This is a genomic window from Streptomyces sp. SKN60 (assembly GCF_026236535.1).
GTDB lineage: Bacteria > Actinomycetota > Actinomycetes > Streptomycetales > Streptomycetaceae > Streptomyces.
The window spans coordinates 95,122-112,853 of record NZ_JAHTMW010000021.1 but is presented as its reverse complement, the minus strand read 5'-3'; the positions used below and the strand labels follow the sequence as shown (position 1 = coordinate 112,853).

Annotated in this window: 17 protein-coding genes and 3 pseudogenes; 17 read left to right on the top strand and 3 right to left on the bottom strand. The window is 71.8% G+C overall.

Features of this window, described 5'->3' with window-relative positions:
- Nucleotides 1-32: 32 nt before the first annotated feature.
- Together KV205_RS29415 and KV205_RS29410 are read left to right on the top strand one after the other, a co-directional pair.
- Nucleotides 33-1,781 (top strand): helix-turn-helix domain-containing protein, encoded by a 1,749-nt coding sequence (locus KV205_RS29415; RefSeq protein ID WP_265867757.1) that lies wholly within the window; start codon nt 33-35, stop codon nt 1,779-1,781.
- Between the two features lie 73 nt (nt 1,782-1,854).
- A complete protein-coding gene (locus KV205_RS29410) occupies nt 1,855-3,186 on the top strand; it encodes an aldehyde dehydrogenase family protein (protein ID WP_265867755.1) in 1,332 nt (443 codons plus the stop codon).
- Here KV205_RS29410 and KV205_RS36590 read toward each other — a convergent pair.
- Nucleotides 3,170-3,385, bottom strand: a complete 216-nt coding sequence (locus KV205_RS36590) for a hypothetical protein (RefSeq protein ID WP_265867754.1) — start codon at nt 3,383-3,385, stop codon at nt 3,170-3,172. The two genes, KV205_RS29410 and KV205_RS36590, sit on opposite strands and share 17 nt — an antisense overlap.
- Here KV205_RS36590 and KV205_RS36585 point away from each other — a divergent pair.
- The 13 genes and pseudogenes from KV205_RS36585 to KV205_RS29345 form a co-directional block, all read left to right on the top strand.
- A pseudogene (locus tag KV205_RS36585) lies at nt 3,296-3,597 on the top strand (alcohol dehydrogenase catalytic domain-containing protein); the annotation flags it as partial. The gene KV205_RS36590 and the pseudogene KV205_RS36585 sit on opposite strands and share 90 nt — an antisense overlap.
- Nucleotides 3,592-4,215, top strand: a complete 624-nt coding sequence (locus tag KV205_RS29400) for a zinc-binding dehydrogenase (protein ID WP_306806355.1) — start codon at nt 3,592-3,594, stop codon at nt 4,213-4,215. The pseudogene KV205_RS36585 and the gene KV205_RS29400, both read left to right, overlap by 6 nt.
- Nucleotides 4,216-4,393: 178 nt before the next feature.
- Nucleotides 4,394-4,525 (top strand): mycofactocin precursor MftA, encoded by a 132-nt coding sequence (mftA, locus tag KV205_RS29395; RefSeq protein WP_265867751.1) that lies wholly within the window; start codon nt 4,394-4,396, stop codon nt 4,523-4,525.
- Nucleotides 4,526-4,538: 13 nt separating this feature from the next.
- Nucleotides 4,539-4,802, top strand: coding sequence for a mycofactocin biosynthesis chaperone MftB (gene mftB, locus KV205_RS29390; RefSeq protein ID WP_265867750.1), 264 nt, complete (start codon nt 4,539-4,541; stop codon nt 4,800-4,802).
- Between the two features lie 29 nt (nt 4,803-4,831).
- A complete protein-coding gene (gene mftC, locus KV205_RS29385) occupies nt 4,832-5,554 on the top strand; it encodes a mycofactocin radical SAM maturase (protein WP_265867749.1) in 723 nt (240 codons plus the stop codon).
- Nucleotides 5,555-5,574: 20 nt separating this feature from the next.
- Nucleotides 5,575-5,736, top strand: a pseudogene (locus KV205_RS36455) (SPASM domain-containing protein); the annotation flags it as partial.
- A gap of 89 nt (nt 5,737-5,825) precedes the next feature.
- Entirely contained in the window at nt 5,826-6,941 is a 1,116-nt protein-coding gene (locus tag KV205_RS29375; protein WP_265867748.1) for an alpha-hydroxy-acid oxidizing protein, read from the top strand.
- The gene (locus KV205_RS29370) at nt 6,824-7,126 is read left to right on the top strand and encodes an alpha-hydroxy-acid oxidizing protein (protein ID WP_308404111.1); all 303 of its coding nucleotides are present in this window, start codon (nt 6,824-6,826) and stop codon (nt 7,124-7,126) included. Before KV205_RS29375 ends, KV205_RS29370 begins: the two co-directional genes overlap by 118 nt.
- Before the next feature lie 146 nt (nt 7,127-7,272).
- Nucleotides 7,273-7,968, top strand: a complete 696-nt coding sequence (locus KV205_RS29365) for a mycofactocin-coupled SDR family oxidoreductase (RefSeq protein ID WP_265867747.1) — start codon at nt 7,273-7,275, stop codon at nt 7,966-7,968.
- Nucleotides 7,969-8,294: 326 nt separating this feature from the next.
- Nucleotides 8,295-9,329, top strand: coding sequence for a mycofactocin biosynthesis glycosyltransferase MftF (mftF, locus tag KV205_RS29360; protein WP_265867746.1), 1,035 nt, complete (start codon nt 8,295-8,297; stop codon nt 9,327-9,329).
- Between the two features lie 37 nt (nt 9,330-9,366).
- Nucleotides 9,367-9,915: a creatininase family protein gene (locus KV205_RS29355; protein ID WP_265867745.1), complete on the top strand. Its 549-nt coding sequence runs from the start codon at nt 9,367-9,369 to the stop codon at nt 9,913-9,915.
- A 377-nt stretch (nt 9,916-10,292) separates the two neighbouring features.
- Nucleotides 10,293-11,120: a hypothetical protein gene (locus KV205_RS29350; RefSeq protein WP_265867744.1), complete on the top strand. Its 828-nt coding sequence runs from the start codon at nt 10,293-10,295 to the stop codon at nt 11,118-11,120.
- A complete protein-coding gene (locus KV205_RS29345) occupies nt 11,117-12,280 on the top strand; it encodes an FIST signal transduction protein (RefSeq protein WP_265867743.1) in 1,164 nt (387 codons plus the stop codon). The genes KV205_RS29350 and KV205_RS29345 overlap by 4 nt, the downstream gene beginning before the upstream one ends.
- Before the next feature lie 262 nt (nt 12,281-12,542).
- Here KV205_RS29345 and KV205_RS29340 read toward each other — a convergent pair.
- A pseudogene (locus tag KV205_RS29340) lies at nt 12,543-12,707 on the bottom strand (pirin); the annotation flags it as partial.
- A 383-nt stretch (nt 12,708-13,090) separates the two neighbouring features.
- Here KV205_RS29340 and KV205_RS29335 point away from each other — a divergent pair.
- Together KV205_RS29335 and KV205_RS29330 are read left to right on the top strand one after the other, a co-directional pair.
- Nucleotides 13,091-14,155, top strand: coding sequence for a helix-turn-helix domain-containing protein (locus KV205_RS29335; protein ID WP_265867742.1), 1,065 nt, complete (start codon nt 13,091-13,093; stop codon nt 14,153-14,155).
- Nucleotides 14,156-14,353: 198 nt separating this feature from the next.
- On the top strand, nt 14,354-15,286 hold the full coding sequence (locus KV205_RS29330; RefSeq protein ID WP_265867740.1) for an alpha/beta hydrolase: 933 nt from the start codon (nt 14,354-14,356) through the stop codon (nt 15,284-15,286).
- A gap of 11 nt (nt 15,287-15,297) precedes the next feature.
- Here the strand turns inward: KV205_RS29330 and KV205_RS29325 are convergent, their stop codons facing one another.
- A complete protein-coding gene (locus KV205_RS29325; protein ID WP_265867739.1) occupies nt 15,298-17,619 on the bottom strand; it encodes a helix-turn-helix domain-containing protein in 2,322 nt (773 codons plus the stop codon).
- Nucleotides 17,620-17,732: the final 113 nt, after the last annotated feature.

Sequence of the window (17,732 nt, the reverse complement as noted above, 5' to 3'; positions counted from 1 at the left end):
GTGAGCCCGCGGGGTCGAGATCGGAGAAAGACATGCGCGTACCGGACGAATCCTTCATCGCGGAGTCGCGGCTGCGGCCGGAGATCTCCCAGTCCTGGCGGCGGTCCCTGCGCAGCGGACTGCGTCCGGACGCCTCGCTCGACCTCACGCCCCGCGACGACTTCGACCGGCGGGGACGGCTGCTGATCGCCGCCGCCCCGGTACTGGACCAGGTCGCCCAGGAGCTGGACGGAACCGGGTTCGGGATCCTGCTCGCCGACTGCCGGGCGCGGATCGTGGCCCGCAGATTCGGCGGGACCTCTCTGGAGTCGGCCTTCGACCGGGCGGGGGTGGTCGTCGGGAGCCAGTTCCTGGAGGAGACCACGGGAACCAACTCGATCGCCACCGTGTTCGAGCTGCGCCGCGGCGTGACCGTGCTGGGCGAGGAGCACTACATCGAGTCCCTGAAGACCTTCTCCTGCTATGGGCACCCGCTGATCAGCCGGATGACCGGTCGCCTGGAGGGCGTCCTGGACATCAGCTGTCCGGCCGAGCTCTCCAACCCTCTGCTCGCCCCCTTCCTCACCCGAGCCGCACGCGAGATCGAACAGCGGCTCCTGCACGGAGCCCGGGAGGCCGAACAGCGCCTTCTCAGCGCCTACCAGAACGCCTCGATCGGCGGACGGCGGGCTGTGGCCGCGCTCAACGAGGGCGTCGTCATGGCCAGCGCTGCGGCGATGGAGCTGCTCAGCCCTTCCGACCACGCGGTTCTGCGGGGCATCGCCGGTGAGCTGCCGTCACGCGGGCGGTCCGCCCGCCGTGAGGTGGAGCTCTCGTCCGGGCGCACGGTCGTCGCCGATTTCCGGCCCGTCCCCGGGACCGGAGGCATCCTCGTCGAGATCCACGATCCGGCGGAGCCGCGGACCGCGGTACCGCGCGGCCGGAAGGAAAGGACCTCGACGGAACAGACGAGGGACTTCGAGCGGTACCGGACGGCCCGTAGACCCGTACTGGTCAGCGGCGAGCCCGGCAGCGGCCGGACGAGCACTGCCGCCGCGCTCACGGAGGGCCTTGTGGTCCGCCGACTGGACGCCGTGGAGCTGGTGCGCACCGGGACCGCGGACCTGGCCGCCCGCCTCACGGCCGACGACGGCGCCGATGTCGTCCTCGTCGAGGACATCCAGCTGCTGCCCCCCGAACTCGTCGTCCAGGCGGCCCGGTTGCTGCGCCCCCCGGCCGGTCACGGAGGCCCGTGGACCGTCCTCACCAGCGCCCCCGTCCCCCGGCTTCCCTCCGAGCCCGCCGCGCTGGCCGCGCGCTGCCTGACGAGGATCGAGCTGCCGCCTCTGCGTGCCCGATGCGAGGAACTCCCCTCTCTGATCGTCGAGTTGGTTCGGAGGCTGCGTCCCGACGCCCGATTGCGGTTCACGCCGGGAACGCTGGAGGCCCTGGCCGCGCACCCGTGGCCGGGCAACCTGCACGAGCTGCGGGAGGTACTGCTGCACGTGCTCGACCACCGCTCGGCCGGTGACGTCACCCCGCGGGACCTGCCGCCGGCGCTGCGCGTCGCGCCGCGGGTGCGGCGCCTGAGCATGCTGGAGCGTGCCGAGTACGAGACGATCGTCGCCGCGCTCCGCGACTGCGCCGACAACAAGGTGCACACCGCGCGCAGGCTCGGGATGAGCCGCGCCACGCTGTACCGGCGAATGCGCGCTCTGGGCATCGACGGCAACGCGACGGCCGCGCCACCGGCACCGGCACCGGGGACGGTGTCTCAGATTGCGACAGTTACCGGAAGGTGAACGGGAGGATATTCCCTGTCACGCCCGTGTGACTCCGATCCCACGGAGCCCCTCTTCCCTTCTGGAGGCTGGTGTGACCGACCTTTCCCGTGCCCTGCTGTCGAAGCCGGTGCAGGACTTCGTATCGACCGAGCGGAAGCTGCTCATCGGTGGCAAATGGGTGCCCGCGCTCAGCGGCGAGACGTTCACGACGTACGACCCGGCGACGGGCAGCCGGATCACCGAGGTCGCCAAGGGCGGCCCGGCGGACGTCGACCGGGCGGTGGCCGCCGCCCGCAAGGCCTTCGAGGAAGGCCCCTGGCCGCGCATGACCCCGTCGGAGCGACAGCGGCTGATCTGGCGCATCGGTAATGCCCTCCTGGAGCGCGCCGAGGAGTTCGGACAGCTGGAGGCGCTGGACAACGGCAAGTCGGTGGCTGTCGCGCAGGGCGTGGACGTGGTCTGGGCGGCCGACCTGTTCCACTACTACGCGGGCTGGGCCACCAAGATCGAGGGCCGTACGGTCCCGGTGTCGGTGCCCTGGGTCCCGGGCGGCCAGTTCCACGCGTACACGCTGCGCGAACCGGTGGGTGTCTGCGGCCAGATCATCCCCTGGAACTTCCCGCTCCTGATGGCCGCCTTCAAGATCCCGGCGGCGCTCGCGGCCGGCAACACCGTCGTGCTCAAGCCGGCCGAGCAGACCCCGCTCACCGCGCTGCTGCTTGGTGAGGTCATCAGCGAGATCCTGCCGCCCGGCGTGGTCAACATCGTGACCGGTTACGGGGACGCGGGTGCGGCCATCGCCGCTCACGACGGGGTGGACAAGGTGGCGTTCACCGGTTCCACCGAGGTCGGCAAGAAGATCGTGGACGCCGCGAAGGGCAACCTGAAGAAGGTCTCCCTCGAACTGGGCGGCAAGAGCCCGCAGATCGTCTACGCCGACGCCGACCTGGATCTCGCCATCCCGGGCACCGCCAACGCCTGGCTGTTCAACCACGGCCAGTGCTGCGTGGCCGGCACCCGTCTGTACGTCGAGGACTCCATCTTCGCCGAGTTCACGCGTGGTATGGCCGACTTCGCGTCCCAGGTGAAGATCGGTCCGGGACTCGACCCGGCCACCCAGCTCGGCCCGCTGGTCTCCCAGGAGCAGCTGGACCGGGTCACCAACTACATCCGCCAGGGCATCGCCGACGGCGCCCGCGCCCTCACCGGCGGCAACCAGGTCGGCGACCACGGGTACTACGTCGAGCCGACCATCCTCGTCGACGTCCGGCCCGAGATGAGCGTGGTCCGCGAGGAGATCTTCGGCCCGGTCGTGGTCGCCGCCCCCTTCAGCGCCGAGCGCGGTGCGATCCCCGAGGCCAACGACTCCCCGTTCGGCCTGGCCGCCGGCGTGTGGACGAAGGCCGTCAACATCCAGCTGTAGGAGAGGAAGCGTCGTCATGAAGACCCGAGCCGCAGTACTCACCGAGATCGGAAAGCCCTTCGAGATCGTCGAGCTCGACCTCGACGAACCGACCACCGGCGAAGTACTCATCCGCTTCGTCGCCGCCGGACTGTGCCACTCCGACCTGCACCTGAGCGATGGCGATCTGCCTCCCCGCTTCCCCATCGTCGGCGGGCACGAGGGCGCCGGAATCATCGAGAGGGTCGGCCCCGGCGTCACCAGCCGGGCGACCACGTGGTGTGCAGCTTCATCCCCAACTGCGGCCACTGCCGCTACTGCTCCACCGGCCGCCAGAACCTGTGCGACATGGGTGCCACGATCCTGGAGGGGAGCACGCCCGACGGCACGTTCCGCCTCCACAAGGACGGCACCGACTACGGAGCCATGTGCATGCTGGGCTCGTTCTCCCAGTACGGCGTGATCTCCCAGCACTCGGTGGTCAAGGTCGACCCGGACCTGCCGCTGGAGACGGCGGTGCTCGTCGGCTGCGGTGTCCCTACGGGCTGGGGCACGGCCACCAACGCCGGCGGGGTCCGCCCCGGCGACACCGTGGTGATCTACGGAGTCGGCGGCCTCGGCATCGACACCGTGCAGGCCTCGGTCGTCTCGGGCGCCAAGCACGTCGTGGCCGTCGACCCCGTCGCCCTCAAGCGGGACACCGCGATCAGCATGGGCGCCACCCACGCCGTGGCCACCGCCGAGGAGGCCCAGCGGCTCGTCACGGACCTGACGCTCGGCCAGGGCGCCGACCAGGCCCTGATCCTGGTCGGGACCGTGACCGAGGAGGTCGTCTCCGCCGCGTTCGACATCGTCGGCAAGGGCGGCACGGTCGTGGTCACCGGTCTCGCCGACCCGGCCAAGCTGACGGTGCACGTGTCCGGTGCGGTCCTCGCCCTCTGGGAGAAGACCATAAGGACACCCTCTTCGGCAGCTGCAATCCGCAGTACGACATCAAGAGGCTGCTCGGGCTCTACCAGTCGGGTCACCTCAAGCTCGACGAGCTGGTGACCAGGCGCTACACGCTCGACGAGGTCAACCAGGGCTACCAGGACCTCGTCGACGGCAAGAACATCCGCGGCGTGCTGGTGCACGAACACTGACCCACCGCGGATCCGGGGCGCCGCCCCGTCCCTGGCGGCGCCCCTTCCACTCCCCCCTTCTCCCACCACACACGAGTGAGAACCCCATGAACGAGCACACCGAGACCGCCACCACCGCCCTCCGGCAGGGCGCGGTCACCCCGGCCGAGGACGCCTTGTACGAGGAGGACCTGCTGGTCGAAGAGGTCTCCATCGACGGCATGTGCGGCGTGTACTGACGGAAGGACGACCATGTTCGACCCGGACCTGCCCTATCGCCGCTCGCCCGACGTGGCCCTGCGCCCCGAGCCCTTCGGTGCGCTCGCCTACCACTTCGGCACCCGGCGGCTGTCCTTCCTCAAGTCGCCGGAGCTGGTCGAGCTGGTGACCGCGCTGGACGCCCACCCGGACGTCCGGACGGCCCTGGCCGCCTCCTCCGGCCCGCGAGCCCGGCACGGCGTCCACCTCGCCGCCCTGGCCGGACTCGCCGAGGCGGGAACCATCGAACCCCGCTGATCTCCCGACCCCCACGCCGGAGCCGCACGATGAGACTCGTAGAGCACTTCAAGAACGGCCTGACCTCACCGATCTGCCTGACCTGGGAGCTGACGTACGCCTGCAACCTGGCGTGCGTGCACTGCCTGTCGTCCTCGGGGCGGCGCGACCCCCGAGAGCTGGACACCGCCGAATGCCGGGCCGTCATCGACGAACTGCAGCGCATGCAGGGGTTCTACGTGAACATCGGCGGCGGCGAGCCCACGGTCCGCGCGGACTTCTTCGACCTGGTCGACTACGCCGTGGACCACCAGGTCGGAGTGAAGTTCTCCACCAACGGCGTACGCATCACGAGCGAGCGGGCCCGACGGCTCGCCTCGAACGACTACGTGGACGTGCAGATCTCCCTGGACGGCGCGACGGCCGAGGTCAACGACGCCGTCCGGGGCCCGGGTTCGTACGTGACCGCACTGCGCGCCATGAACCATCTCGCGGAAGCCGGCGCCGCTGGCTTCATGCTGAGTGTGGTGACGACCCGGCACACCATCGGCCATCTCGACGAGTTCGCGGAACTGGCCGAACGCTACGGTGCTCAGCTGCGCCTCACCAGACTGCGCCCCTCCCGCCGCGGCGCCGACAGCTGGGACGAACTGCACCCGCTCCCCGAGCAGCAACACCAGCTCTACGACTGGCTGGTGGCGCACAGCGAGAACGTGCTCACGGGCGACTCCTTCTTCCACCTCAACGCGGTGAAACCCCCCTGCCGGGCCTGAACCTCTGCGGCGCCGGCCGGGTGGTGTGTCTGATCGACCCCATCGGCGACGTGTACGCCTGTCCCTTCGCGATCCACGAGCAGTTCCTGGCCGGCAACGTGAGGGACGCGGGCTTCTCGACAGTGTGGCGCGAGTCGGAACTGTTCGCCTCGCTGCGCGCCCCACAGAGCGGCGGGGCCTGCTCCTCGTGCTCGGCGTACGACGCCTGTCAGGGCGGCTGCATGGCCGCCGAGTTCTTCACGGGGCTACCCCTGGACGGGCCTGATCCCGAATGCGTCAAGGGCCATGGTGCAGCCGCCCTGGCCACCACCGCCCGCGCATCGGCACCCCGTCCCTCCGGCGACCACTCCCGCACCGGGCCGGTACGGGCCCAGCCAGTGGCGCTCGGCATGCCGACGCCGCCGCCCCCCGGCCGACCACCCGGACCGCTGGTGCGACGGGCCGAGCGCCGACTGCCCAGATCGGTCTACAGCGCCCTGCTGGCCGGCTCCGAGAAGGGCGCCTCCTACCGCGACAACACCGAGGCCTTCGCCGAGCTCGGCTTCGCCCCGCGCATCGCGGGCTCGCCGCCGAGCGGGACCTGTCGACGCGGGTGATGGGTCAGGACCTCGCCCTGCCCGTGCTGATCTCCGCCACCGGCGTGCAGGCCGTGGAGCCCGACGGCGAGGTGGCCGTCGCCCGGGCGGCCGCCGCGCGCGGCACCGCGATCGGGCTCAGTTCCTTCGCGAGCAAGCCACTGACGGAGGTCGCCGCCGCGAACCCGCGGGTGTTCTTCCAGACGTACTGGATGGGCGACCGCGACGACATCCTGCGACGCCTGGAGCACGCGCGAGCCGGTGGCGCGAAGGGCCTGACCGTCACCCTCGACTGGTCCTTCTCGCACGGCCGCGACTGGGGCAGCCCGAAGATCCCCGAGCGTCTTGACCTCAAGGCGATGCTGCGGTTCGCCCCCGAGGCGCTGGCCCGCCCCCGCTGGCTGCTCGACTTCGCCAGGGGCCTGCGCCTGCCGGACCTGACCGCCCCCAACCTGGCGGACCCCAGGCAGCCGGCGCCGACCTTCTTCGGCGCGTACGGCCAGTGGATGGGCACCCCTCCCCCGTCCTGGGCGGACCTCGCCTGGCTGCGGGAGCAGCAGAACGGCCCGTTCATGCTCAAGGGCGTCGGCCGCGTCGACGACGCGCTCCGCGCCGTCGACACCGGTGCCACGGCGATCTCCGTGTCCAACCACGGCGGCAACAACCTGGACACCACTCCGGCACCGAAATCCGGGTGCTCCCCGCGATCGCCGACGCCGTGGGCGATCAGGTCGAGGTGCTGCTCGACAGCGGCGTCCGGCGCGGCAGCGACGTCGTCAAGGCGCTCGCCCTGGGAGCGAAGGCCGTCATGATCGGCCGGGCGTATCTGTGGGGACTCGCCGCCAACGGGCAGACGGGCGTCGAGAACGTCCTCGATATCCTGCGCGCGGGCATCGACTCGGCCCTGCTGGGCCTCGGCCGCTCCTCCGTCCACGAGCTGACGCCCGACGACCTGCTGATCCCGCCGGACTTCACCCGCGCTCCGGGCGCACGCTGAGATGGCGGAGCGACGGGGCGGGATCGCCGAACGGCCGGATGCGGAAGCGGGTGCCCGGTGAACGCCCGAGTGGCCCTGGTCACCGGCGCCGCGCGCGGCATCGGTGCGGCCCTGGTCGACCAACTCGCCGCGAAGGCTGGCGGGTGGTGGCGGTCGACGTCTGCGAGGACCTCCCCGGGCTCGCGTATCCGCTGGCCCGGCGCGAGGAGCTGGCGGCGCTCGCCGCGGCATGGCCGGACGCCGTGCTCGACGTCGTGGCCGATGTGCGCGACCCGGACGCACCGGCCGACGCGGTGGCGCTGGCCCGTACCGAGTTCGGCGGCCTCGACGCGGCGGTGGCGGCCGCCGCGGTCATGGCGGGCGGCACACCGCTGTGGCAGACCACCGACACCGAGTGGGACGCGCTGTTCGACGTCGGCGTACGAGGCGTGTTCAACCTGGCCCGGGCGGCGGTGCCCGAGCTGCTCGCCCGCCCCCAGCCCCGCTCCGGCCGCTTCGTCGCGATCGCCTCGGCCGCCGCGCACAAGGGGCTGTGGCATCTGTCCGGCCACAACGCGGCCAAGCACGCCGTGGTCGGCCTGGTCCGTGGCCTGGCCGGCGACCTGCGCGGCACCCGGGTCACCGCCACGGCGGTCTCTCCCGGCTCCACGCGTACGGCGATGCTCCAGGCCACCGCCGACCTGTACGGCCTGGTGGACCCCGGCGACTTCGCCCAGCACCAACTGACGGAACGCCTCCTTGAGCCGGAGGAGGTGGCCGCCGCCGTCTGCTGGCTGTGTGGTCCGCACTCCGCCGCGATCACCGGGACGGTGGTCCACGCGGACGGAGGGTTCACGGCATGACCGCGACAAGGGGCTCCACGTCATGAGGCTCACCCCGGACCCGAGCCTGCGCAGCCTCGCCGACGGACGCACCCTCCTCGGCGGGGTCCCGCTGCGCGCGCTGCGGCTCACCCCGGCCGGGGCCCGGCTGACGCGGGCGTGGCTGGCCGGCGGGCCCGTCGGCTCCGCACCCGGGCAGAGGGCACTGGCCCGCCGTCTCGTGACCGCCGGGCTCGCCCACCCGACGTACCGGAACTCCCGATGGGGTGCCGCCGACGTGACGGCCGTGATTCCGGTCCGCGACGCACCCCCTGGCTTCCGTGAACTGCGTGGGAAACTAAGGGGACTTGGGCGGGGCGGTGGTCGTCGACGACGGCTCGGCGACACCCGTCGAGGGTGCGGCGGCCCGGCACTTCTCCCCGCGCGGCCCCGCGGCGGCCCGTAACGCCGGCGTCCGGTCGGTCACCACGGACCTCGTCGCGTTCCTCGACGCCGACGTGGTTCCTCGCCCCGGCTGGCTGGAACCGCTCCTCACCCACTTCGAGGACCCGGAGGTGGCCGCCGTGGCTCCGCGCGTGCGCAGCCGGCCCGGCGGCTCGGCGTTGGAGCGCTACGAGCGGGTCCGCTCCCCGCTGGACATGGGACCGGTGCCCGCCGAGGTACGTCCCGGCGGGCGGGTCGGCCATCTGCCCACGGCGGCCCTCCTCGTACGTGCTTCCGTCCTGCGCGAGCTGGGCGGCTTCGACGAGCGTCTGCGGTTCGGCGAGGACGTGGACCTGGTCTGGCGACTCGTCGCGGGCGGGCACCGGGTCCGGTACGAACCCGCCGGAGAGGTGTGGCACCGGCCGCGCTCCGACTGGCCCGCTCTGCTGCGGCAGCGCTTCGGCTACGGCACCTCGGCCGCGCCCCTCGCTCTGCGGCACGGCACGGCGGTGGCGCCCGCGCGGCTCTCCCCGTGGTCGGCGGCGTCCTGGGCTGCGGCCCTCGCAGGCCGTCCCGGCATCGCACTCGCCGTGGCCGCCGCGACGGCCGCGCGGCTGCCCCACAAGCTGGCCCCGGCCGGTGTGCCAGGACCCGTCTCGCTGGGCCTGGCCCTGAGCGGCCACGTGGGCGCCGGCCGGATGCTCGGCGAGGCGACGCTGCGCACCTGGTGGCCGGCGGCGGTCCCGCTGCTCGCGGCGAGCCGGCCCGGTCGCACCGTCCTGGCCCTGGCCGCGTTCTCCCGGCTGCACGGCCGTCCCCGGGACGTCGGCCCTGTGCGCTGGAGCGCGGCGGTCCTGGCGGACGACCGGCCGTACGGCGCGGGCGTGTGGTGGGGCGCGCTGCGGAACCGTACGGCGCGCCCTCTGCTGCCTCGCATCACCGACCGGCCCGACCGATGACGAACGAGAACACCGAGACGAGAGGTGGAGTACGACGATGAGAACACCGGAGGTGTCGGTACGGCGGCTCGCGGACCTGACCTGGCCCGAGGTCGCGGACCTCGCGCCGCGCGCGGTGCTCGTCGTCCCGCTGGGCGCGACGGAACAGCACGGGCCTCACCTGCCCCTGTCGGTGGACACGGACGTCGCCTTCGCCCTGGCCGGGCGACTGACGGCGGCCCGCTCCCACACCGTGCTCGCGCCTGCGGTGCCGTACGGGTCGAGCGGCGAGCACGCCGGCTTCCCGGGCACGCTCTCCCTCGGGCAGCGGGCGTTCGAACTCCTGGTGATCGAACTGGTCCGCTCGTCCGACGCGTTCGCGGGCGTACTGCTGGTGTGCGGGCACGGCGGAAACGTCATCCCGCTGTGCCGGGCGGTCGGCCGCCTGCGCGCGGAGGGCCGCCGGGTCCACTCGTGGCTGCCGAGCGGCCCGGTCGACGGCAGTCATGCGGGGCGTACGGAGCCTCGGCGATGCTGGCGCTGCGTCCGGGCGCGGTGCTCACGTCGGCGGCCGAACCGGGGGAGACGGCTCCGCTGCCGGAGCTGATGTCGCGGCTGCATACGGCGGGGGGGCGGCTGTCAGCCCCAACGGCGTACTCGGCGAGCCCACCGGCGCGAGCGCGGAGAAGGGCGAGAGCGTCGTGACCCGCTGGGCCGCGGACTTGACCGCCTTCTTCGACCACCACTTCGGTGACCTGTGCGGCCACAGGAGCGCAGACCGGCATACGTCACGGGTGATGTCTCATATCGAGACAGTTACGGATGTGCCGACGGGCGCATAGTGCTCCTCCCGCCCCGTGCCGCACGAAGTCCTCCCTCACCGTGCGGCGCGGGGCCCATCCCCTCGCCGTCAGCACCCCGGAAGCCGATGTGACAGACGTCTATCCTCCTCCCCCACGGCCGTCCACCGAGATCCTGCGTACCGTGCAGTTCTCCTGCCAGCTGCTCTTCCGCCGGGAGCGCGAGTTCGTTGAGCACTTCTACGCCTGCATGCGTGACCTCGTTCCCGCGGTCCGGGAGCTGGCTCCCCAGCACGGACGTCCGCTGTGCGACGGGCTGGTGCGTTCGGTGCTGTGGGCGGCACTCACCCAGGACACCCCCGAGGTCGTCGAGTCGACCCTCCGCCGGGTGGGCGCCGCCCATCAGCGCAAGGGTTTTCCCGAGGCCTGGTACGGCCCCTCCAGGCGTGCGTTGCTGGACGCCGCTCACGAGCTGCACAGGGGCGAGTGGGGATCGCTGCTCAGCTCTCATTGGGTCGCGTACTACACCTGGCTGAGTGCGAGCCTGGCGTCCGGCTCGGCGTCGGCCCGCTCGGGATCCGGTCACTACGAGCCGGGGTTCGACACAGGTGCCACGTCCATGACAGGCGGGTCCGTCGATTCCCTTGCCGGCGTCCTCTCCGAGCTTCGCTCCCGCCACTTCCCCGACAACGAGCGCGCCCTCGCCGCGATCTGCACGCGCGTGGCCCTGCGCACGGGCACGGACCTCCGCAATCCACGCCCGGACCAGTACGCGGACCCGGCCGCCGTCCACAACGTGCGGCGCATCCTGCTCGTCCTGGGCTACTCCCTGCCGTCGTTCGCGCCCGATTCCGTTCTCCCCGGCCCGGACACCTCCGGTCGGGCCATGGACGCGTACGACACCACTCCCCCCTCCGATCCCACCGCCGCGCCGATCGCCTCGGCCGGGTCCGTCCCGACCGAAGGCCCGCTGCGACGCTGGAAGCGCTTCTTCTCCAAGGCGACCCGATGACCTTCCCTCCCCTCCCGTCCTGCGGCGTCGTCCGCGCCCACGCCACAGGCCCCGCCCGTCAGGCCGTCGCCCGGCTAATCGCCGACCTCGACCAGGGCCTGGCCGGACGCACTCCCACCGCACTGCTGTACTTCGCTTCCAGCGCGTACGACCCCGGTGACCTCGCCCCCGCCCTGAGCGGCCGCTTCCCCGGCACCACGGTCGTCGGCTGTTCCACCGCCGGCGAGTTCACCGATCTGCGCAACGGCACCGGCGGCATCTCCGCCGTGGCGCTGCCCCACGACGTGATCACCGGAGCCGCAGCAGTGCTCGGGACGATCGGCACGGACGCGGGCGAGGGCACCACCAAGGCCGTGATGGACCTGGAGGAGCGGATCCGCGTCCAGCTCCGTCACCTGGACCCCGCCCACCACTTCGGCTTCCTCCTCGTCGACGGGGTGCACGCGGCCGAGGAACAGGTCAACGACACGCTCGGCAACGCCGCACCCCTGCTGGACTTCGTCGGCGGCTCCGCCGGCGACGACTTCGCCCTCCAGGCGACCTGGGTGGCGATCGGCGCGGAGGTGTCGTACGACGGCGTGGTCCTGATGGTGTGCCGCAGCGCAGTGCCTTTCCGGATCGTCAAGACCTGCTCGTTCACTCCGGCCGGGACGGTATTGCGCGCGACGAGCGCCACCCCTGCCCTCCGTACGGTGCACCAGTTCGACGGACGGCCGGCGGCCCAGGCGTACGCCGACGCCGTGGGCGTACCCGTCGATGCGCTGGACGTCGATGTCTTCATGGAGCACCCGGTCGGCCTCATGCTGGACGGTCAACCGTGGATCCGCACCCCGCAGGCGGCCACCCCTGACAGCGGTTTGCGGTTCTGGGCGCAGATCCTGCCCGGCATGGAGGTGGACGTGATGCGCTCCGGCAACCTCCTCGCCGACACCCGCACCGCCCTCCGCCAGACACGCCTGGACCTCGGCGGCACCTCGGGCGCCGTCCTGTTCAACTGCGGCTTCCGACGCCTGGAGATGGACGCCAAGAACCTCTCGGCGGCCTTCCCGTCCGCGCTGGACGGCATCCCCACAGCAGGCTTCCACACGTACGGCGAAAGCTGGCTCGGACACGTCAACCAGACCCTGACGGGGGTGGTGTTCGGTCCCGTGTCTCCGTGAAACCCACACCAGCCGGGAGTGGGTCCCGCAGGCCGCGCTGCCCCCTACATCGCTTGCTGATGGCTCGTCACCAAAGTCAGCAACAGGTCAGCATGCAGCTGACCAGATCCGATCGCACACGAGCACACTCTGCGAGCGCACCTCACCGACTGCGGGACCGGGAGAGTCAGCGATGCACGCCCTCCCCCAGCCGCGCCGAAAGCCAGAGGCACGGTCGGGCAACTCCCACTCCGACATCGAACGGAAAGAGGAAAGCCCCAGGTCAGCGCACCCGCCCCCGCGCCTTCAGCTGGGTCGGGGGCACCTCCGGCGCGTCCAGCCGGTCGCCGTCGTAACCCTTCACCTCGCCGAAGCGGGAGCCGGTCATCCAGTCCTCGCGGGCCTGGCGGATCTCCTCGTCCGTGCGGCCCACGAAGTTCCACCACCACTTGATCTGTTGACGTTTCCGCAGGTCAGAGGCGTTCGAGTCCGTCAAAGTCAGCAAAAGTCAGCATCGGAGTGCCTCCGGAAAGCCCGATCCGCCCGTACATCGCCGGCTGGTCCCGGGCATCTGGCGGACGTCGTGTTCTGCCGATTCCTGCCTGTGGTTCTGCCTGGAGACGGAAACGGCCCGCTGCTTGGCTGTTCGGTGCAGGCGAGAACCCGGACCTCGCCGAGGCGGTCCGGTTGCGCGCCAGCGAGGTCGTTGCCCGTACGACGAGCCGTCTCCGGCCTTGCCGGGCACCGGCCCGTCTTCCGGGTGGGTGCAGCGTCCTGTTCCTGCCCGCGGCAGCCCCGGAGTCACTTCCCCTGAGCGGAGAGAAATTGAGCGTGGTGTTGACGACCGCCTCCGTGCCGGACCAGGACAAGGTCGCGTACTGGAACGATGCGGTGAGCAGGACGCTGGTGCCGATGGAGGTCGCCCCTCGGGGTGACGGGCCGTTCGACGGCCGGATCGCCACCGACCGTCTCGGGTATCTCCAGGTCTCCACCGTGGAGGCCGACGCTGAGCGGGTCAGCCGCACGCCGGCGCTCATCGCCAGGTCGTCCGAGGCGCTGGTGGCGGTCGCTGTCCAGATATCCGGCACGGCCACCTTCGTCCAGGACGGCAGGCGGGCCGAGGTGCGTGAGGGTGACCTGGTGGTGTACGACACGACCCGGCCGTACTCCTTCGACTATCCGCAGCGGTTCGCCACGCACGTCTTCCAACTTCCGTGCCGCACACTGGGCGTGCCGGACAGCGACATCCGACAGGTCACGGGCAATGCCATCGGCACCGGGGACGGCTTCGGCGCGATGCTGCTCCCGTTCCTCGACACCCTGGCCTCCTCCCCCGCCGACGGCTACCCGCCGGCCGTCGCGGACCGGCTGGCCGGCAATGTCGTCGAGCTGTTCGCCACCCTGGTCGCCGAGCGGGCCCACCCGGGCGGCACGGACACGGACGCGCCGAGCCATCTGGTGCTGCGCGTCCGCGACCACATCAACCGGAACCTGAGCGACCCGGACCTGTCGCCGGAGCGCATCGCCCGGGCACAACGGATCTCCGTCCGGTACCTGCATCGGCTGTTCGAGGGCGAGGGGACCACGGTCGGCCAGCTCATCCGGCAACGGCGCCTGGAGGAGTGCGGCCGCGAACTGGGCCGCCGCGGCGGGACGGCCCCCACCGTGTCCGCCGTGGCCCAGCGGTGGGGCTTCGTCAGCCCGGCCCACTTCAGTCGGTCCTTCCGCGCCGCCTACGGCGTCTCCCCCCGTGAATGGCGCAACCTGCGTACCGCCCAGGAGGATCTCGGGGGAGCCCCGGCTGTCCCTTCGGCGCCCGGGACCGCCCCCGTGGACGCCGCCGGTGTCCACGGTGCCGACCGGCACGGGGCGGGCCTCGCGCCGTCCAGCAGGTAAGGTCCTGCTCCCGCCGCCCCGTGCCTGCGGCGGCAGTGCCCGGCCCCGGCAGTCGCCGCACGGCGTTCCGCCGCCCGAGCAGGGACCTGTGTGCCGAATCGCCCTTCCGCTTCAGCCCCTCTCGGCAGGAGATCGTGTGTGACCGACTTCGTCCCCTCGTCCCCTCGACCGGTCCTGGACCACCCCACTCTGGTATTCGTGTCCCAGCACACCTGCCCGCCGTCAGCGCACGACCAGGACCAGGAACGGGCCCGTCTGGACCTCGCACGTCTCCAGGGCACGGACGCCCCCGACCCTCGCGACGAGGAAGCCGTCTCCACGGAGTGGTTCGCCCTGCCGGGCGGGCCGACCGGCCACGTACGGGTGCAGGTGGTCAGGCCGGCCGACAGCGTCGGCGAGATCCCCGTCGTGTTGTTCCTGCACGGTCTCGGCTGGGTTCTGGGCGACGCCGACACCCATGAACGTCTGGTGCGTGCGTTCGCCCTCGGCGCGGACGCGGCCGTGGTCTTCGTCGAGTACGAGCGCGCCCCCGAGGCGCGGTATCCGGTCGCCGTCGAGCAGTGCTACGCCGTCGCGAAGTGGGTCTGCGAGCGAGGCGGCGAAATCGGCCTGGACGGAAGCCGGATGGCCGCCGTGGGCGACTCGACGGGCGGCAACCTGGTGGCGGCACTGACCCTGCTCGCCAAGGAGCGCGGAGGGGTGCGGCTACTCCAGCAGGTGCTGCTCTGCCCGGTCACCGACGCGGGCCTCGACACTCCCTCGTACGAGGAGTTCGCCGACGGCTACTTCCTCGACCGCGAGACCATGCGCTGGTTCTGGGACCAGTACCTGCCCGACGTACGACTCCGCAGCCAGGCCACCGCGTCGCCGCTGCGGGCATCCCTGGAACAGCTCACCGGACTCCCGCCGGCGCTCGTGGTCACCAGCGAGGCCGACGTGGTGCGCGACGAGGGTGAGGCGTACGCGACAAAGCTGCGGGCGGCCGGTGTACCGGTGGTGTCCATGCGGTACCACGGGACGATCCACGACTTCATGGTGCTCGATCCGCTCCGCGACACGGACGCCGCCCGCGCCGCCCTCGTCCAGGCTCTCGACACCGTGCACGTCGCCCTGCACCGGCACTGCGGCTGAGCCCGCCGCGCTCATTCCGCGGGGAGCGTGTCCAGGAGCTTCTGCGCGGTCTTCAGGTCCTTGCCGTCGATCGCGTCGCCGAGGGCGACGGCCTGACGGAGACAGGAGCGGGCTTCCTCGGTTTCTCCCAGTTCGATCAGCGCCTCTCCCAGGTTCACGAACGTGCTGCCCTCGATGTGGGGAATGCCGATGCGGGTGGACAGGACCAGAGCATCGCGATAGTGGTCGGCCGCCTCGCGCCACCGCCGTGCTTCGGCGTAGCCGCGACCGAGTGCGCGAGTCGTGTTGGCGCGGTTCATGTCGGCGATGCGCCCGCGAACCGGGCAGTCGGGCATGTCCAGGAAGGCGATGACACGCTGGTGCAGGATCAGGGCTTCCTCGGCACGACCCAGCAGGCGCAGAGAGGTGCCGTGGGTGAACATGGCACCGAGCCAGCCCTCGCGGTCGTCGGTCTCTTCGTAGAGTCCGATCGCGGCGAGCGACGTGTCGGCCGCCTCCTGGACCTCGCCGAGCTCCGATTGGGCCCATGCCGCCAGCGTCAGTGCCGAGGCCTGTTGGGGAACGTTCTGGGCAAGTCGGGCGAAGTGCATCCCCTCGGTGGCCTGTTCGACGGCCTCCCTGTACCGGGATTCACAGGAGAGGGACCAGGAGCGCATGTTGAGGTGAAAGGCCCGCATGTCGGGGTCGTCAAGCGCGGTGGCGGACACGACGGCCAAGCGGAACACCTCCGGCCAATGGCCCCAGTGGACCCACAGGTTGACGAACCATTCCATGGCATGGGCGGTCTCCACGACCTGGGCGTGCTCACCCCGACGAGCGGCGCCGCGCAGCGCGGCCAGCCAGGAGGGGGCTTCGCTCTGCAGCCAGGCACGGGCCTCCTCGGCGCTCTCCAGCGGAACAAGCCCTTGCCAGGAGGGCGGCGGCGCCCCGTACTCGGGCTTGTACCAGCGGCCGGCGACGACCGCCGTCCCGAGGAGCCAGGTGCGCAAGCGGTCCTCGGCCGCCTCCCGCTCATCCGGTTCCTCCTCGCGGGAGAGCCGAGCGCGGGCGAACAGCCGCAGCAGGTCGTGCACCTGGTAGCGGCCGGTGAAGGTGGCCTGCAGCAGACCGGCCTCGACGAGCTCCTCCATCACGTCCTCGGCCTCGAAGACGTCGGTGGCGGTCAGTGCGGCGCCATAGGCGGCGGTCATGTCCGGGCCCGGGACCAGGCTCAGCAGCCGCAGCATCCGCGCGGCCTGGCCGGTCAGCTGGCGGTAGGACAGTTCGAAGGCCGCCTCCACCCGTACATCGCCGGCGGCGAGCGCGCCCAGTCGGCGTTCCTCGTCGGCCAGCCGCCGGACAAGGTGGTCGACGGTCCATCCGGAACGGACCGTCAGCCAGTTTCCCGCCACCCGCAGGGCCAGCGGCAGTCGCCCGCACAGCTCCGCCACCCGCGCCACGGCCCCGGCTTCCGCGTCCGCGCGCTCCCCGCCCAGGATCCGGCGCAGCAGGTCGACCGCCTCGTCCTGCGCCATCTCCGACAGCGGGAGGCGGTCGACGTCCTCAAGGCCGGCCAAGGGGCGCCGACTGGTGACCAGCACCAGACTCCGCCCGCCCGCGGGCAGCAACGCACGGACCTGCCCCTCCTCGCGGGCGTTGTCCAGGACAACCAGGCACCGGCGGTCGCCCAACAGCGCCCGTAGCAGCCCCGCGCGGCCCTGGTGATCCTCCTTTGCCAGCCGGCGGTCCGACACGCCGAGGGCCTTCAGCAGCTTCAGCAGCGCCTCGCCCGCGTCCACGGGGCCGTCCACCCCGTGCAGGTCCACCACGAAACAGCCGTCGGGGAACTTCTCTGCCAGATCCGCCGCCGCCTTCAGCGCCAGTGTCGTCTTACCGCACCCCGGAGGACCCGAGACGACCCACACCGACGCTCCTCCATCGGCCGGGGCGCGTTCGGCGGCCACCCGCAGGAGGGCCAGCTCCGGTTCGCGCCCCGTGAAGTCCCCCACCGATCGCGGCGGCACGACCGTTCCCGCCACCGCGACCGCGCGCGTCGGACGCGCCGCCCGCGCCGTGGTCAGCAGCGCCTCCCGCTCGTCGTCCGTGAGTCCAAGCCCCTCCGCAAGCGCCACCACCGTGCGCCGCTGCGGAACCAGACTGCGCCCCCGCTCCATGTCACCGATGGCCCGGACACTCACCCCCGACGCCTCGGCCAGCTCCTCCATCGTCAGACGGCCTCGCTGCCGCAGGCCACGCAGAACGGCGCCGAAGGGCTCCTTCCCGTACACAGACATGGCGTCCGCCGCCCGGGCGATGGAGGCGATCTCCTCCTCCCCCAGCGTCTCCTCGGGCACGACCAGCGGCTCGGCGAGCTCGTCGACGAGTGCCTGGAGCTCGGGGCGGCCGGGGCGGGCTCGCTGGAGCCTTACGGTCATGCGCTGTTCCTCTCTCGATCAACTGCCCACGC

What these genes read in the sequence shown, in the direction of transcription:
- KV205_RS29415 (WP_265867757.1), top strand. Translation starts at nt 33, where the DNA reads ATGCGCGTACCGGACGAATCCTTCATCGCGGAGTCGCGGCTGCGGCCG.
- KV205_RS29400 (WP_306806355.1), top strand. Translation starts at nt 3,592, where the DNA reads ATGTGCATGCTGGGCTCGTTCTCCCAGTACGGCGTGATCTCCCAGCAC.
- mftA (WP_265867751.1), top strand. Translation starts at nt 4,394, where the DNA reads ATGAACGAGCACACCGAGACCGCCACCACCGCCCTCCGGCAGGGCGCG.
- mftB (WP_265867750.1), top strand. Translation starts at nt 4,539, where the DNA reads ATGTTCGACCCGGACCTGCCCTATCGCCGCTCGCCCGACGTGGCCCTG.
- mftC (WP_265867749.1), top strand. Translation starts at nt 4,832, where the DNA reads ATGAGACTCGTAGAGCACTTCAAGAACGGCCTGACCTCACCGATCTGC.
- KV205_RS29375 (WP_265867748.1), top strand. Translation starts at nt 5,826, where the DNA reads ATGCGTCAAGGGCCATGGTGCAGCCGCCCTGGCCACCACCGCCCGCGC.
- KV205_RS29355 (WP_265867745.1), top strand. Translation starts at nt 9,367, where the DNA reads ATGAGAACACCGGAGGTGTCGGTACGGCGGCTCGCGGACCTGACCTGG.
- KV205_RS29345 (WP_265867743.1), top strand. Translation starts at nt 11,117, where the DNA reads ATGACCTTCCCTCCCCTCCCGTCCTGCGGCGTCGTCCGCGCCCACGCC.